12 protein-coding genes are annotated in these 15,549 nt (G+C 63.5%); 11 read left to right on the forward strand and 1 reads right to left on the reverse strand.

What is annotated here, in order from left to right:
* Positions 1-26: 26 nt before the first annotated feature.
* Positions 27-1,550: a threonine ammonia-lyase, biosynthetic gene (ilvA, locus tag L0U82_RS02165; protein WP_233828181.1), complete on the reverse strand. Its 1,524-nt coding sequence runs from the start codon at positions 1,548-1,550 to the stop codon at positions 27-29.
* A gap of 528 nt (positions 1,551-2,078) precedes the next feature.
* On the opposite strand from ilvA, the gene L0U82_RS02170 reads away from it, so the two are divergent.
* The 11 genes from L0U82_RS02170 (at position 2,079) to aspS (ending at position 15,285) form a co-directional block, all read left to right on the forward strand.
* Positions 2,079-6,194 (forward strand): DUF3683 domain-containing protein, encoded by a 4,116-nt coding sequence (locus tag L0U82_RS02170; protein ID WP_233828183.1) that lies wholly within the window; start codon positions 2,079-2,081, stop codon positions 6,192-6,194.
* Positions 6,195-6,227: 33 nt separating this feature from the next.
* Positions 6,228-6,656, forward strand: a complete 429-nt coding sequence (locus L0U82_RS02175) for an HIT family protein (RefSeq protein ID WP_233828185.1) — start codon at positions 6,228-6,230, stop codon at positions 6,654-6,656.
* A 106-nt stretch (positions 6,657-6,762) separates the two neighbouring features.
* Positions 6,763-7,176 (forward strand): gamma-butyrobetaine hydroxylase-like domain-containing protein, encoded by a 414-nt coding sequence (locus L0U82_RS02180; RefSeq protein WP_233828187.1) that lies wholly within the window; start codon positions 6,763-6,765, stop codon positions 7,174-7,176.
* 66 nt (positions 7,177-7,242) lie between these two features.
* Positions 7,243-7,974 carry a bifunctional demethylmenaquinone methyltransferase/2-methoxy-6-polyprenyl-1,4-benzoquinol methylase UbiE gene (ubiE, locus tag L0U82_RS02185; protein WP_233828189.1) on the forward strand — a complete coding sequence of 244 codons (732 nt, stop codon included), beginning with the start codon at positions 7,243-7,245 and terminating at the stop codon, positions 7,972-7,974.
* Positions 7,975-8,011: 37 nt separating this feature from the next.
* Complete coding sequence (locus tag L0U82_RS02190) at positions 8,012-9,013, forward strand: Tim44 domain-containing protein (protein ID WP_233828191.1); 1,002 nt, start codon at positions 8,012-8,014, stop codon at positions 9,011-9,013.
* Positions 9,014-9,177: 164 nt separating this feature from the next.
* Entirely contained in the window at positions 9,178-9,822 is a 645-nt protein-coding gene (locus tag L0U82_RS02195) for a ubiquinone biosynthesis accessory factor UbiJ (protein ID WP_233828193.1), read from the forward strand.
* Between the two features lie 15 nt (positions 9,823-9,837).
* Positions 9,838-11,415, forward strand: coding sequence for a ubiquinone biosynthesis regulatory protein kinase UbiB (gene ubiB, locus L0U82_RS02200; RefSeq protein ID WP_233828195.1), 1,578 nt, complete (start codon positions 9,838-9,840; stop codon positions 11,413-11,415).
* A gap of 104 nt (positions 11,416-11,519) precedes the next feature.
* Positions 11,520-12,143, forward strand: a complete 624-nt coding sequence (locus tag L0U82_RS02205; protein ID WP_233828197.1) for a methyltransferase domain-containing protein — start codon at positions 11,520-11,522, stop codon at positions 12,141-12,143.
* A 208-nt stretch (positions 12,144-12,351) separates the two neighbouring features.
* Positions 12,352-12,678 carry an FmdB family zinc ribbon protein gene (locus L0U82_RS02210; RefSeq protein WP_233828198.1) on the forward strand — a complete coding sequence of 109 codons (327 nt, stop codon included), beginning with the start codon at positions 12,352-12,354 and terminating at the stop codon, positions 12,676-12,678.
* Between the two features lie 75 nt (positions 12,679-12,753).
* The gene (locus tag L0U82_RS02215; protein WP_233828199.1) at positions 12,754-13,410 is read left to right on the forward strand and encodes a DUF502 domain-containing protein; all 657 of its coding nucleotides are present in this window, start codon (positions 12,754-12,756) and stop codon (positions 13,408-13,410) included.
* A 75-nt stretch (positions 13,411-13,485) separates the two neighbouring features.
* On the forward strand, positions 13,486-15,285 hold the full coding sequence (gene aspS, locus L0U82_RS02220; protein ID WP_233828200.1) for an aspartate--tRNA ligase: 1,800 nt from the start codon (positions 13,486-13,488) through the stop codon (positions 15,283-15,285).
* The last annotated feature ends 264 nt before the right edge of the window (positions 15,286-15,549 follow it).

A 15,549-nucleotide genomic window follows, 5' to 3' on the forward strand; every position in this document is an offset into this window, starting at 1 on the left:
GTGCGTTCCAGTTCCAGTGTGAGAAATCAGCCGAGAAACAGCCGGTACACCGGGTTTTTCGTCTCTTCCCAGCACGGATAACCCAGCGTCTCGATGAAGCGGTCGAATGCTTCGTTGTCGTTCGCGGGCACCTGAATACCGACGAGGATCGAACTGTAGTCGGCGCCCTGGTTGCGGTAGTGGAACAAGCTAATGTTCCAGTCCGGTGCCATCGACGACAGGAACTTCATCAATGCGCCCGGCCGCTCCGGAAACTCGAAGCGGAACAGCCGCTCGTCATGCGCGAGCGGCGAGCGTCCGCCGACCATATAGCGGATGTGCTGCTTCGAGAGTTCATCGAAAGTCAGATCGACGGTCGCGAAACCGTGCGCTTCGAATGCGCTGGCGATCTGCGCGGACTCGCTGCGATTCCTGATCTGCACGCCGACGAAGATATGCGCGGAGTTTGCATCCGCGATCCGGTAGTTGAATTCGGTAACGCTGCGTGTGCCGACCAGCTCGCAGAAGCGCTTGAAACTGCCGCGCTCTTCGGGGATCGTCACCGCGAAGACCGCTTCGCGCGCTTCGCCCACTTCCGCGCGTTCGGCGACGAAGCGCATGCGGTCGAAGTTCATGTTCGCGCCCGACGTGATCGCGATCAGCGTCTGGTTCTCGATGCCCTCTCTTTCGGCGTACTGCTTGACGCCCGCCACCGCGAGCGAGCCCGCGGGTTCGAGCACGCTACGGGTGTCCTGGAACACGTCCTTGATCGCCGCGCATAGTGCGTCGGTATTCACGAGCAGCACTTCGTCCAGATATTCGCTGCACAGACGGAAGGTTTCCTCGCCGACCAGCTTTACCGCGGTGCCGTCGGAGAACAGGCCGACTTCGTTCAAGGTCACCCGTTCGCCTGCTTTCAGCGACGCGGCCATCGCGCACGAATCGTCGGTCTGCACGCCGATTACCTTGATCTCCGGGCGCACCGCTTTCACGTACGCAGCGACACCCGCCGCGAGACCGCCACCGCCGATCGGCACGAAGATCGCGTGAATCGGGCCCTGATGCTGGCTGAGGATTTCCATCGCGACGGTGCCCTGGCCTGCGATCACGTACGGATCGTCGAACGGATGCACAAAGGTCAGATCGCGCTCCTGCTGCAACTTGACCGCGTGCGTGTACGCATCGCTATACGATTCACCGGACTGCACGACCTCGACAGTTGGCCCGCCATGCGTGCGGATCGCGTCGACCTTTACCTGCGGCGTGGTCACCGGCACGACGATGATCGCTTTCACGCCCAGACGGGCCGCCGACAGCGCGACACCCTGCGCGTGATTGCCCGCCGATGCGGTAATCACGCCACGCCCCAATGCATCGGCCGGAATATGCGCCATCTTGTTGTATGCGCCGCGCAGCTTGAACGAGAACACCGGCTGGTTATCCTCGCGCTTCAGATAGACCGGGTTGCGTAAGCGCGCCGACAGGTTCGGCGCGCGTTCGAGTTCGGTCTCGCGCGCCACGTCGTAGACGCGCGCGGTCAGGGTCTTTTTCAGGTAGTCGTGGGAGGCCATGCGGGTGGCGCGTTGCGCTGTCTGTGGGACGGGAAAACGTCAATGATAGCGCCAACGGTGCCGGCTCTGGCCTTCGCGGGTGGTGCGCCGAAGCCGTGCGGCACATGTCGCGCAACCGCATCGCGATCTGTCGGTTGAAGTCAATCCGACCGTCCGGTCGGCCTAAAATCGAGCGGAAAACAGCGTCAAAAACGCCAGAATCGCCGTTGTCATTCCGATTTCCGCCATCAACGCGTGGCAGAATCATGCGGTAGAATTTCGTTTTGGAATAAGGATCGGAAGATGCACTGGCAGCCTCGGAGCGCCCACTTGATGCCCGTTTCGCGCGGATCCCGTCCCGCGGCGGAGCGTCATGTCCGTCACGCACGATCGTGTAGCTGCATCTGAGTGCCGCGAAGCGACCGGCGCGGGTAGACCGCCGGCCGTGCTCGCTCCCCAAGAAAATTTCCAGAAATTGCGCCCCACGCGCACTGTCAGCCGACGCCTCGCGACGAGCGCGCCCGGCTGACCCACAGAGTCGTCCAAACCATGAACGCACCTCAAGTTTTCGATCCGCACGGCGCCGCCGCTGCGGTGGCCGCCGATCCCGAAGCGCGCCTGCGCGAAATTCCCTATAACTACACGTCGTTTTCCGATCGCGAAATCGTCATCCGCCTGCTCGGCAACGACGCGTGGGACGCCCTCGCCGAGTTGCGCGCCGAACGCCGCACCGGCCGCTCGGCGCGGATGCTGTATGAAGTGCTCGGCGATATCTGGGTGGTCCGCCGCAATCCGTATCTGCAGGACGATCTGCTCGACAACCCGAAGCGCCGCGCGATGCTGATCGAGGCGCTGCATCACCGCCTCGCTGAAATCGAGAAACGCCGCCGCGCCGATCTGCGCGACCACGGCGACGAAGCCGGCATCGAGCGCGCCGCGCGCGTCGAGACGCTGGTGCAGGCCGCGCGCCGCGCCATCGACGAATTCGCCAGCGAATTTCAGAAAACCTATGATCTGCGCCGCCGCGCGACTCGCGAGCTCGGCAAGGTCACCGAAAAAGACAACATCAAGTTCGACGGTCTGTCGCGTGTCGCCCACGTGACGGACGCGACCGACTGGCGCGTCGAATACCCGTTCGTCGTGCTGACGCCGGATAGCGAGGCCGAGATGGCCGGGCTGATCAAGGCCTGCTTCGAACTGGGGCTCACCGTGATTCCGCGTGGCGGCGGCACCGGCTACACGGGCGGCGCGGTACCGCTCACGCCGTTCTCGGCGGTGCTCAACACGGAAAAGCTCGAACAGCTCGGCGCGGTCGAGATGACCGACCTGCCTGGTGTCGATCGCAAGGTCGCGACGATCTTCTCCGGTGCGGGCGTCGTCACGCGCCGCGTGACCGAGGCGGCCGAACGGGCCGGCTTCGTGTTCGCGGTGGATCCGACTTCGCTCGACGCGTCCTGCATCGGCGGCAATATCGCGATGAACGCGGGCGGCAAGAAGGCCGTGCTGTGGGGCACCGCGCTCGATAACCTCGCGTGGTGGCGGATGGTCGACCCGGAAGGCAACTGGCTCGAAGTCACGCGCCTCGACCACAACATGGGCAAGATTCACGACGTCGAAGTCGCGCGTTTCGAACTCAAGTGGTTCGACGGCAACTACGGGCCGGGCGAGAAGCTGCTGCGTCAGGAATCGCTGGATATCAAGGGCCGCGTGTTCCGCAAGGAAGGCCTCGGCAAGGACGTCACCGACAAATTCCTCGCCGGCCTGCCCGGCGTGCAGAAGGAAGGCTGCGACGGGCTGATCACGTCCGCGCGCTGGGTGCTGCACAAGATGCCCGCGCATACCCGCACCGTGTGTCTGGAGTTTTTCGGCCAGGCGCGCGAGGCGATTCCGAGCATCGTCGAAATCAAGGACTACATGTTCGAGACGTCGCGCCAGGGCGGCGCGATTCTCGCGGGCCTCGAGCATCTGGACGAACGCTATTTGCGCGCGGTCGGCTACGCGACCAAGAGCAAGCGCAACGCGTTTCCGAAGATGGTGCTGATCGGCGACATCGTCGGCGATGACGCGGACGCGGTCGCGCAGGCCACCTCGGAAGTGGTGCGGATGGCCAACGGCAAGAGCGGCGAAGGCTTCGTCGCGGTCAGCGCGGAGGCGCGCAAGCGCTTCTGGCTCGACCGCAGCCGCACCGCCGCGATCGCGAAGCACACCAACGCGTTCAAGATCAACGAAGACGTCGTGATTCCGCTCGACCGCATGGGCGAGTACACGGACGGCATCGAGCGCATCAATATCGAACTGTCGATCAAGAACAAGCTGCAGCTGGTCGATGCGCTCGAAGCGTTCTTCAAGGCCGGCAAGCTGCCGCTCGGCAAGAGCGACGACGCGAACGAAATCCCCAGCGCCGAGCTGCTCGAAGACCGCGTGCAGCAGGCGCTCGATCTGCTCGGGCGGGTGCGCACGCGCTGGGAATTCCTGCGCGACAAGCTCGATCTGTCGTTGCGCGAGGCGCAGCATTATCTGGTCGGTCTCGGCTACGAATCGCTCGCCGAAAAGTTCGCCGACCGCGTCGACGAGCAGCCGGACGCGAACGTGTTCCATCTCGCGCAGGACCGCACGATCCGCGTGTCGTGGAAGCAGGAAATCCGCGCCGAATTGCGCCAGATCTTCAACGGCGGCGAATTCAAGCCGATCCTCGAAGAAGCCCAGGCGATCCACAAGCAGGTGCTGCGCGGCCGCGTATTCGTTGCGCTGCACATGCATGCGGGCGACGGCAACGTGCACACCAACATCCCGGTCAACTCCGATAACTACGAGATGCTGCAGGACGCGCATACGGCGGTCGCGCGCATCATGCGGCTCGCGCGTTCGCTCGATGGCGTGATTTCCGGCGAGCACGGCATCGGCATCACGAAGCTCGAATTCCTGACCGAAGACGAGATCGGCGAATTCCGCGCGTACAAGCAGCGCGTCGATCCGCAGGGCCGCTTCAACGCGGGCAAGCTGCTCGACGGCGCCGATCTGCGCAATGCCTACACGCCGAGCTTCGGCCTGATGGGCTACGAATCGCTGATCATGCAGCAGTCCGATATCGGTGCGATTTCCGAGTCGATCAAGGACTGCCTGCGCTGCGGCAAGTGCAAGCCGGTCTGCGCGACCCACGTGCCGCGCGCGAACCTGCTGTACAGCCCGCGCAACAAGATTCTCGCCACTTCGTTGCTGGTCGAGGCGTTCCTGTATGAAGAGCAGACGCGCCGCGGCGTGTCGATCAAGCACTGGGACGAATTCAACGACGTCGCCGATCACTGCACGGTCTGCCACAAGTGCGTGACGCCGTGCCCGGTGAAGATCGACTTCGGCGACGTGACGATGAACATGCGCAACCTGCTGCGCAAGATGGGCAAGAAGAAGTTCAATCCGGGCAACGCGGCCGGCATGTTCTTCCTGAACGCGACCAATCCGCAGACCATCAACCTCGCGCGTACCGCGATGATGGGCGTCGGCTACAAGGCGCAGCGGCTCGGCAACGAAGTGCTGAAGAAGTTCACGAAGAAGCAGACCGCGCATCCGCCGGCGACCGTCGGCAAACCGGCGGTGACCCAGCAGGTGATCCACTTCATGAACAAGAAGATGCCGGGCAATCTGCCGAAGAAAACGGCGCGCGCGCTGCTCGACATCGAAGACAACAAGATCGTCCCGATCATCCGCAATCCGAAGACGACCACGTCCGATACGGAAGCGGTGTTCTACTTCCCGGGCTGCGGCTCCGAGCGGCTGTTCTCGCAGGTCGGTCTCGCGACCCAGGCGATGCTGTGGGAAGCGGGCGTGCAGACCGTGCTGCCGCCGGGCTACTTGTGCTGCGGCTATCCGCAGCGCGGCTCGGGCCAGTACGACAAGGCCGAGAAGATCGTCACCGACAACCGCGTGCTGTTCCACCGCGTTGCCAATACGCTGAACTACCTCGACATCAAGACGGTGGTGGTGTCGTGCGGCACCTGCTACGACCAGCTCGCGGGCTATGAATTCGACAAGATCTTCCCGGGTTGCCGGATCGTCGACATTCACGAATATCTGCTCGAAAAGGGCATCAAGCTCGACGGCGTGAACGGCGTGCGCTACATGTACCACGACCCGTGCCATTCGCCGATCAAGACGATCGACCCGGTCAAGCTGGTCAATCAGCTGATGGGCTCCGAGCATGACGGCTACAAGATCGAGAAGAACGATCGCTGCTGCGGCGAATCGGGCACGCTCGCGGTCACGCGTCCCGACATCTCGACCCAGGTACGCTTCCGCAAGGAAGAGGAAATCCGTAAGGGCGCGGCCAAGCTGCGCGGTATTCCGCTGGTTGCGGAAGCCGGTGCGAACGCGATCAATCCGGCCAATGCATCGGCCGGCGCGGCGGGTGCTGCGAACGGTTCGGTGCTGAAAGCCGGCGACGGCCCTCAGCCGACCCAGGCAAACGTGGCCAACGCGAGCGCGACCGACGTGAAGATCCTGACGAGCTGCCCGTCCTGCCTGCAAGGGCTGTCGCGCTACAACGACGACGCGGGTACCGAGGCGGACTACATCGTCGTCGAGATGGCACGTCATGTGCTGGGCGAGAACTGGATGGCGGACTACGTTCAACGGGCGAACAATGGCGGAATCGAGCGCGTGCTGGTCTAATGGCACGACCGACGATTTTTGCCGAGGGCGACGATGGACTGCGTTTTTTGCCGTGAAGACGGCGGCGATGTGCTGTGGCAGGACGACTCCCTGCGGGTCGTCCTCGCCGACGAACACGACTACCCGGGCTTTTGCCGGGTAATCTGGAACGCACACGTCGCCGAGTTTTCGGATCTGTCCGCCGACGAGCGCAATCGCGTGATGAACGCGGTGTACGCGGTGGAACGCGCGATCCGACGCGTGATGCAGCCGGCCAAGGTCAACCTGGCGAGCCTCGGCAACCAAGTCCCGCACGTTCACTGGCACGTGATTCCGCGTTATTCGAACGACGCGCATTTCCCCCTGCCGATCTGGGCGCCGCGTCAGCGCACGGTGTCCGAAGCGATGCTGTCGTCGCGCCGCGCGCAGGCGACGCTGCTGCGCGAAGCGGTGCGGCAGGAAATCGAACAGGCGCTGGGCTGAGCGTCGCTGTCTGCCGCTGTGCGCCGCCGGGCTCTAGCCGGATTCCCGCCAGCGCGAAGCGCGGCCGACCCGTCGCTATGACCCGCCGTTATCTGATGAGGCAAACATGAGCGGACTGACCCCCGAGACTCCGGTGCCGACCGGCGTGGTCGTGCATTCGAAGTCGCGCGTGCTCGAATTGCAGTACGCAGGCGGCGAATCGTATCGCCTGCCGTTCGAGCTGCTGCGCGTGTATTCGCCGTCGGCGGAAGTGCAGGGCCACGGGCCCGGCCAGGAAACCTTGCAGACCGGCAAGCGCGACGTGACGATCACGATGATCGAAGGCGTCGGCAATTACGCGCTGCAGCCCACCTTCTCCGATGGGCACTCGACCGGCATCTATTCGTGGGACCTGTTGTACGACATGGCGGTGCGCCAGCATGAACTCTGGCAAACGTATCTCGCCAAACTGGCAGCGGCCGGCATCGACCGCGATACGCCGATGGTGCCCGCCGCGGCTGCGCACGGCCACTGTCACTGATACGATTCGCCCCCGAACGCCGCTCGAGCGGCGCAACATTCAAGAACACGCGAAAGGACGAGCGCGATGAGCAAAACCCACTTCGGCTTTCAATCGGTCGACGAACAGGACAAGGCGCAGAAGGTGGCGGGGGTGTTCCACTCGGTTGCCGCCAACTACGACTTGATGAACGACCTGATGTCGGGCGGATTGCACCGGGCGTGGAAGATGTTCACGATCGCCCAGGCCAATGTGCGGCCGGGCTACAAGGTGCTCGATCTCGCGGGGGGCACCGGCGATCTGTCGAGAGCGTTCGCGAAACAGGCCGGTGAGACGGGCGAAGTCTGGCATACCGATATCAACGAATCGATGCTGCGCGTGGGCCGCGACCGCCTGCTCGACAAGGGCGTGATCACGCCGACGCTGTTGTGCGACGCCGAGAAGATTCCCTTTCCGGACAACTACTTCGACGTGGTGACGGTCGCTTTCGGCCTGCGCAACATGACGCACAAGGACCTCGCGCTCGCGGAGATGCGCCGCGTGCTGAAGCCGGCCGGCCGCCTGCTGGTGCTGGAGTTCTCGAAGGTGTGGGATCCGCTGAAGAAGGTCTACGATCTGTATTCGTTCAAGGTGTTGCCGTGGCTTGGCGAGCGCTTCGCGAAAGACGCGGACAGCTACCAGTACCTCGCGGAATCGATCCGCATGCATCCGGACCAGGAAACTTTGAAAACAATGATGGAACAAGCCGGTCTCGACGGCGTCAAATATTACAATTTGTCAGCTGGCGTGGTAGCTTTGCATGTGGGGACCAAATACTAGGGACCCTAACCCATCGTTTTTTAAAGGAAAGTTCGAAATGTCCGATTCAGATTTGTTATCTACTCGTAAGGTTAAGGGGGCGCTGGCGAGAAGAATCGGGCTGATCGCAATGGTCGGTCTGCTGATGGCCGGCACACTCGCTTCTCTCGACGCCGAAGCCCGCCGCATGGGCGGTGGCCGCAGCATCGGCCGTCAATCGAATAGCCTGCAGCAGCAACGTCAGACGCCGCCGCCGTCGCAACCGGCGCAAAACAGTCAAACCACGCAGCAGCAACGCGCGCAGCCGGCGCCCACGCCGGCCGCGCCGGCCACATCGCCGAACCGTAATCGCTGGCTTGGGCCGATTGCCGGTCTTGCCGCGGGTCTGGGCATCGCTGCGCTGCTGTCGCATTTCGGGCTCGGCGAAGCGTTCGCCGGCATGTTCGCCAATGTGATCGTGATCGCGTTGATCGCGATGATCGTGATCTGGCTGATTCGCCGCTTCACCGGCCGCAAGCGCAATGCGACGCAGCCCGCGTATGCCGGCACGGCGCCGTCGCTCAATACGAGCGGCACTGGCTATGCGCAGGAACCGCGCTACAGCGCGCCGCCCACCGGCTCGTATCTCGAACCGCAAGGCAATCCGCTCACCACGCCGTCGGTCGGTGCGACGCCGTCGGTGCCGGCTGGCTTCGATTCGGAAGCGTTCCTGCGCAACGCGAAGGTGTACTTCGTGCGTTTGCAGGCCGCGTGGGACGTCGGCAACATCGAGGACATCCGCGAATTCACGACGCCGCAAATGTTCGCCGAAGTGCGCGTCGACCTGGCCTCGCGCGGCACGCAGCAGAATCAGACCGATGTCGTGCAGCTGAACGCCGAACTGCTCGGCGTCGAGGAACGCGCGAACGAATACTTCGCGAGCGTGCGCTTCTCCGGCTTGATTCGCGAAGAGCCGGGCGCGGCGGCGGAGCCGTTCGTCGAGGTCTGGAATCTGTCGAAGGCGAATCGTCCCGGCGAAGGCTGGTTGCTCGCCGGCATCCAGCAGGTGGAGCAGCACTAAAGTGTTGACGCGCCGGGCGAGGCTTGTCTCGACAAAGCCCCGCGTGGCGCCTGCCTCGCGCATCGCATAGGCCGTTCGGCCGAGGATGCCGCGAAGCGAACGGACGTTACAATAGGAACCCGCGCAAGCACCTCGCTCGCGCGGGTTTTTTCTTGCCATTCTCGATGACCCTTGCCGCCAAGCCCTTCGCTGCTGCTGTCAATCATCTGCTCGCCCGCGAATCGTGGGCACGTGAGCGCCTCGTCCCTTACGCGGGCAAGACCGCCCGTCTGTCATGTCCACCGGTTGTCGTCGCGCTGCTCGTGCAGCCGGACGGTTATCTCGGCACAATCGGCGAAGCCGAAGCGGCTCAGTTCGACGTGACGATTTCGGTGCCGTCCGATGCGCTGCCGGCTTTCGTGCAAGGCGGCCAGGCCGCCGTGATGAAGCATGTGAAGATCGAAGGCGACGCCGAGTTCGCGACCGTGATCGCGAAGCTTGCCGAGCATTTGCGCTGGGAGCCGGAGGAAGATCTCGCGAAGCTGATCGGCGACGGGCCGGCATGGCGCATCGCGTCGGTCGTGCGCTCGGTCGGCGAGCATGTGCAGCGCACTGGCCGTAATCTGCTCGATACCGCCGCTGAGTATCTGCTCGACGAGAATCCGCAACTGGTGCGCCGTACCGCGCTCGCGGACTTCAACGTCGAGCTGGCCCGCGCGCGCGATGCGCTGGCGCGTGTGGAGAAGCGCATTGAGCGTCTCGAACAGAAGGTCGAAGCCCGCGGCGCGCATGCGCCGGGTGGCGCCGCCACGTCGCGCGGCACGCGCTAGTCACCGGGCCCAGTCATGCGTTTTCTGCGTTTTCTCAAGATATTTTTTACCGTCATCCGCTTCGGCCTCGACGAAATGATGCTGAGCCGGATCAACGACCGGCGCGTGCGTCTGTTGCTGCGCATTACCACGCTCGGCCGCAAGTTCGACGCGCCGCCGGGTGTGCGTCTGCGGCTCGCGCTCGAAAGCCTCGGGCCGATTTTCGTCAAGTTCGGCCAGGTGTTGTCTACACGGCGCGATCTGTTGCCAGTCGACATCGCCAACGAACTCGCGAAGCTGCAGGACCAGGTGCCGCCGTTCGATTCGGCGGTCGCGATCGCGCTCGTCGAGAAATCACTTGGCGCACCGGTCGACGTGCTGTTTGACGATTTCGAGCGGGTGCCGGTCGCGAGCGCGTCGATCGCGCAGGTTCACTTCGCGAAGGTGAAGGCCGGCCAGCACGCGGGCAAAGCCGTCGCGGTGAAGGTGCTGCGCCCGAACATGCTGCCGGTGATCGACTCCGACCTCGCGCTGCTACGCGACATTGCCGTGTGGGCCGAGCGCCTGTGGGCCGACGGCAAGCGTCTGAAGCCGCGCGAGGTGGTCGCCGAATTCGACAAATACCTGCACGACGAACTCGACCTGATGCGCGAGGCGGCCAACGGCAGCCAGCTGCGGCGCAACTTCCAGGGGCTCGATCTGCTGCTCGTGCCGGAGATGTACTGGGAGTTCTGCACGCCGACGGTGCTGGTGATGGAGCGCATGGTCGGCGTGCCGATCAGCCAGGTCGATACGCTGCGCGCGGCCGGCGTCGACATTCCGAAGCTCGCGCGCGAAGGCGTCGAAATTTTCTTCACGCAGGTGTTCCGCGACGGCTTTTTCCATGCGGACATGCACCCCGGCAATATCCAGGTGAGCCTCGATCCGGCGCACTTCGGCCGCTATATCGCGCTCGACTTCGGCATCATCGGTGCGCTGTCTGATTTCGATAAAAACTACCTCGCGCAGAACTTCCTCGCCTTTTTCAAGCGTGACTACCATCGCGTCGCGACGCTGCATCTTGAGTCAGGCTGGGTGCCGCCGAACACGCGCGTCGAGGAACTCGAAAGCGCGATCCGCGCGGTCTGCGAGCCGTATTTCGATCGCGCGCTGAAAGACATTTCGCTCGGCCAGGTGCTGATGCGCCTGTTCTCGACGTCGCGCCGCTTCAACGTCGAAATCCAGCCGCAACTCGTGCTGCTGCAAAAGACCATGCTGAACGTCGAAGGTCTGGGCCGCTCGCTCGATCCGGAGCTGGATCTGTGGAAGACGGCGAAGCCTTACCTCGAACGCTGGATGAACGAACAGATCGGCCTGCGCGGCTGGTATGAACGCTTGAAGATCGAGGCGCCGCAGTGGAGCAAGACGCTGCCGCAGTTGCCGCGCCTCGTCCATCACATGCTTGCCGAGCGTCATCATCCGGCCGGCGGCGCGAACGACGATGTGATTCGCCAGATTCTGCTGGAGCAAAAGCGCACTAACCGTCTGCTGCAAGGCCTGCTGCTGTTCGGCGTGGCGGTCGGCGTCGGCGCGGTGCTTGCGCGAGCGTTTCTTGCGCTTGCTTATGGCGGCTGAGCGCGGCGCGTGATTTTGCCGCCGCCGATTCGAGCGACCATCCAGTTGCCGGTTCGGCCGCTGCTCATGGCGGCGGCTGGGCGCAACCCCGTACGAGGCATCCGATGAGCGATCCGACCCAACCCTCCATACCTGCTTTCGCGAGCCGCGACCCGAATTCACCCGAGTTCTGGAACGAACGCTTCGAGCGCCGCTACACGCCATGGGATCAGGCCGGCGTGCCGTCCGCGTTTCGCGCCTTCGCTGAACGACACCGCGACGCCGCGGTGCTGATTCCGGGCTGCGGCAGCGCATACGAAGCGGCGTGGCTCGCGCAGCAGGGCACGCCGGTCCGCGCGATCGACTTTTCGCCGGCTGCCGTCACGGCGGCGCGCGCACAGTTGGGCGCCCAGCACGCGCAACTGGTCGAGCAGGCGGATTTCTTCACTTATGAGCCGCCGTTCACGCCCACGTGGATTTATGAGCGAGCGTTTTTCTGCGCGCTGCCGCTAGCGCGCCGCGGCGACTACGCGCAGCGGATGGTCGAACTGTTGCCGCCCGGCGCGTTGCTCGCGGGCTTCTTTTTTTTCGGCGCGACGCCGAAGGGGCCGCCGTTTGGTGTCGAACGCGGTGAACTCGATGCGCTTTTGACGCCGTACTTCGAGCTGATCGAAGACGAGGCAGTGGCCGATTCGATCGCCGTCTTCACAGGACGTGAGCGCTGGCTCACCTGGCAGCGCCGCGCGTAACGTCGGCGGTCTCACGTCGCGCGCGCCGCGCTGTGCCACGTCGCTTGCCCTTGATAGCGCGAACGGGCGCCCCCATTTGCCCCGCTGGCGGTCGCGTCACGCGTTCGCCTTCCCGAAAACAGGGGAACGGCCATCGTTTGCGGCTATAATTCAAGGCTTTGCAAGCGTTTACAAGATTTCAGTAGGGATTTGGAGTAGGAAAAGCATCATGCCGATCTACGCTTATCGTTGCGGGTCATGCGGTTTCGGGAAGGACGTGCTCCAGAAGATGAGCGACCCCCAGTTGACGCAGTGTCCCGAATGCGGAAAAGACACCTTTAGCAAGCAGCTCACCGCCGCCGGCTTCCAGTTGAAAGGCTCCGGCTGGTACGTGACCGATTTCCGCGGCGGCAGCGGTGGCGCGAGCGCCCCGGCCACATCGGAAGCGAAATCCGAAGCGGCGCCGGCCGCTGCGCCGGCTACCGCGGCCGTGCCGGCGGCCACACCCGCTGCTCCGGCCGCCACGGCGGATACGAGCGGTTCCGGCAGCGCCTAGTGGGACTGCCGCCCTCGCGGGCGGTGCATCTAGCGCGCGCCGGGCTTCGACCGGCGCGGCTTTCTGGCGGTACACATGACGACGAAAAAGACGACGCTCAAATCGGTGTTTCTGACCGGCCTGCTGGTGCTGGTGCCTTTGGCCATCACACTGTGGGTGCTCGGTCTGATCATCGGCACGATGGACCAGACGCTTTTGCTGCTGCCCAGCTCCTGGCAGCCGGAACGCGCAATCGGCTACCGTCTGCCGGGTCTCGGCGCGGTGCTCACCCTCGCGTTCATCTTCGTCGTCGGGCTGTTGACGCAGAATTTCATCGGGCAGAAGCTCGTCAAGTGGTGGGAGCTGCTGGTCGCGCACATCCCGGTCGTCGGTCCGCTTTACACGAGCGTCAAACAGGTCTCCGACACGCTGCTGTCGAGCAGCGGTAACGCGTTCCGTAAGGCGCTGCTGATCGAATACCCGCGCCGCGGGTCCTATACGATCGCGTTTCTGACCGGTATTCCGGGCGGCGACGTGGTCAATCACCTGAAAGAAGACTACGTTAGCGTCTACGTGCCGACTACGCCGAACCCCACGTCCGGCTTCTTCCTGATGGTGCCGAAAAGCGAAGTGATCGAGCTCGACATGACGGTCGACGCTGCGCTCAAGTACATCGTCTCGATGGGTGTCGTGGCGCCGGCCTCGCCGACGCCGGCGCCGGTGCGCCGCACCACCGTCGAGCCTCCGCTGTAATGCCGGCGCGCAACGCTTCATGCAGGATCATCTGCGGCGCGCCGTTCAACCAATGCAAAACGAAAGACAAACATCATGTCGATGAGATCTGAATACTGCGGTCTGGTGACCGAAGAACTGCTGGGCCAATCCGTCTCGCTGTGCGGCTGGGTAAGCCGCCGCCGCGACCATGGCGGCGTCATCTTCATCGACCTGCGCGATCGCGAAGGGCTCGTTCAGGTCGTCTGCGACCCGGATCGCGCGGACATGTTCAAGGTCGCCGAAGGCGTGCGCAACGAGTTCTGCGTGCAGATCAAGGGTCTCGTGCGCAACCGTCCGGAAGGCACGACCAATGCCGCGCTCAAGAGCGGCAAGATCGAAGTGTTGTGCCACGAGCTGATCGTGCTGAATGCGTCGGTTACGCCGCCGTTCCAGCTCGACGACGACAACCTGTCGGAAACCACCCGCCTCACGCATCGCGTGCTCGATCTGCGCCGTCCGCAGATGCAGCACAACCTGCGCTTGCGCTACCGCGTCGCGATCGAAGTGCGTAAGTACCTCGACGAGCAGGGCTTCATCGACATCGAAACGCCGATGCTGACGAAGAGCACACCGGAAGGCGCGCGCGACTACCTCGTGCCGTCGCGTACCAATCCGGGCCAGTTCTTCGCGCTGCCGCAGTCGCCGCAGCTGTTCAAGCAGCTGCTGATGGTCGCGAACTTCGATCGTTACTACCAGATCACCAAGTGCTTCCGCGACGAAGACCTGCGCGCCGACCGTCAGCCGGAATTCACGCAGATCGATTGCGAAACCTCGTTCCTGTCGGAACAGGAAATCCGCGATCTGTTCGAAGCGATGATCCGTCACGTGTTCAAGACGACGATCGGCGTCGCGCTCGACGACAAATTCCCGGTGATGGAATACGCGGAAGCGATGCGCCGCTTCGGTTCGGACAAGCCGGACCTGCGCGTGAAGCTCGAATTCACTGAGCTGACCGACGCGATGCGCGACGTCGACTTCAAGGTGTTCAGCACGCCGGCCAACACGAAGGACGGCCGCGTCGCGGCGCTGCGCGTACCGAAGGGCGGCGAGCTGTCGCGTGGCGATATCGACAGCTACACGGAATTCGTGCGTATCTACGGCGCGAAGGGTCTTGCGTGGATCAAGGTCAACGAAGCAGCGAAGGGCCGTGATGGTCTGCAAAGCCCGATCGTCAAGAACCTGCACGACGAAGCGCTGAAGGCGATCATCGAGCGCACCGGCGCGCAAGACGGCGACATCATCTTCTTCGCGGCGGATCGCGCGAAGGTCGTCAACGACAGCCTCGGCGCGCTGCGTCTGAAGATCGGTCATTCGGAATTCGGTAAGGCCAACGGTCTGGTCCAGTCCGGCTGGAAGCCGTTGTGGGTCGTCGACTTCCCGATGTTCGAATACGACGAGGAAGATAACCGCTACGTCGCCGCGCACCATCCGTTCACGAGCCCGAAGGACGAGCATCTCGAGTTCCTCGAAACGGATCCGGCGCGCTGCCTCGCGAAGGCGTACGACATGGTGCTGAACGGCTGGGAAATCGGCGGCGGCTCGGTGCGTATCCATCGCGAAGAAGTGCAGAGCAAGGTGTTCCGTGCGCTGAACATCAACGCCGAAGAAGCTCAGGCCAAGTTCGGCTTCCTGCTCGACGCGCTGCAATACGGCGCGCCGCCGCACGGCGGTATCGCGTTCGGTCTGGACCGCATCGTCACGATGATGGCCGGTGCCGATTCGATCCGCGACGTGATCGCGTTCCCGAAGACGCAACGTGCGCAGGATCTGCTTACGCAAGCGCCGAGCGAAGTCGACGAGCGTCAGCTGCGCGAACTGCACATCCGTCTGCGTTCGCCGGAACCGAAGGTGTAAGCAAAGCCGGGCCGCGTGGCGCGGCCTCGCTATCAGCCGCGAGTTGGACCGTACTGGCCGTTGCCCGTGTGGTTCCAAAGACGCTGATCAGCACGCAATTCAGGCGGTGATCGCAAACGCGACGGTTGTAAAAAAGCTGCAAAACGGCCACGGCCGACCGCAAAAACAGGCATCAGAGAAGCAAAAAGGCGCTGAGGTGAACTTCACCTCAGCGCCTTTTTTACTTTTTGCGTTACAGTTAAGCCACCGTTTTTTAGACCCTTT

Source organism: Paraburkholderia sp. ZP32-5 (assembly GCF_021390495.1).
In the GTDB taxonomy this organism is placed as follows: Bacteria; Pseudomonadota; Gammaproteobacteria; order Burkholderiales; family Burkholderiaceae; genus Paraburkholderia.

Bases quoted from the DNA above. Each gene is read 5' to 3' on its own strand.
- L0U82_RS02195 (WP_233828193.1), top strand. From the start codon at position 9,178: ATGACCCTTGCCGCCAAGCCCTTCGCTGCTGCTGTCAATCATCTGCTC.
- L0U82_RS02170 (WP_233828183.1), top strand. From the start codon at position 2,079: ATGAACGCACCTCAAGTTTTCGATCCGCACGGCGCCGCCGCTGCGGTG.
- L0U82_RS02175 (WP_233828185.1), top strand. From the start codon at position 6,228: ATGGACTGCGTTTTTTGCCGTGAAGACGGCGGCGATGTGCTGTGGCAG.
- L0U82_RS02210 (WP_233828198.1), top strand. From the start codon at position 12,352: ATGCCGATCTACGCTTATCGTTGCGGGTCATGCGGTTTCGGGAAGGAC.
- ubiE (WP_233828189.1), top strand. From the start codon at position 7,243: ATGAGCAAAACCCACTTCGGCTTTCAATCGGTCGACGAACAGGACAAG.
- L0U82_RS02190 (WP_233828191.1), top strand. From the start codon at position 8,012: ATGTCCGATTCAGATTTGTTATCTACTCGTAAGGTTAAGGGGGCGCTG.
- ubiB (WP_233828195.1), top strand. From the start codon at position 9,838: ATGCGTTTTCTGCGTTTTCTCAAGATATTTTTTACCGTCATCCGCTTC.
- ilvA (WP_233828181.1), bottom strand. From the start codon at position 1,550: ATGGCCTCCCACGACTACCTGAAAAAGACCCTGACCGCGCGCGTCTAC.
- L0U82_RS02180 (WP_233828187.1), top strand. From the start codon at position 6,763: ATGAGCGGACTGACCCCCGAGACTCCGGTGCCGACCGGCGTGGTCGTG.
- L0U82_RS02215 (WP_233828199.1), top strand. From the start codon at position 12,754: ATGACGACGAAAAAGACGACGCTCAAATCGGTGTTTCTGACCGGCCTG.
- L0U82_RS02205 (WP_233828197.1), top strand. From the start codon at position 11,520: ATGAGCGATCCGACCCAACCCTCCATACCTGCTTTCGCGAGCCGCGAC.
- aspS (WP_233828200.1), top strand. From the start codon at position 13,486: ATGTCGATGAGATCTGAATACTGCGGTCTGGTGACCGAAGAACTGCTG.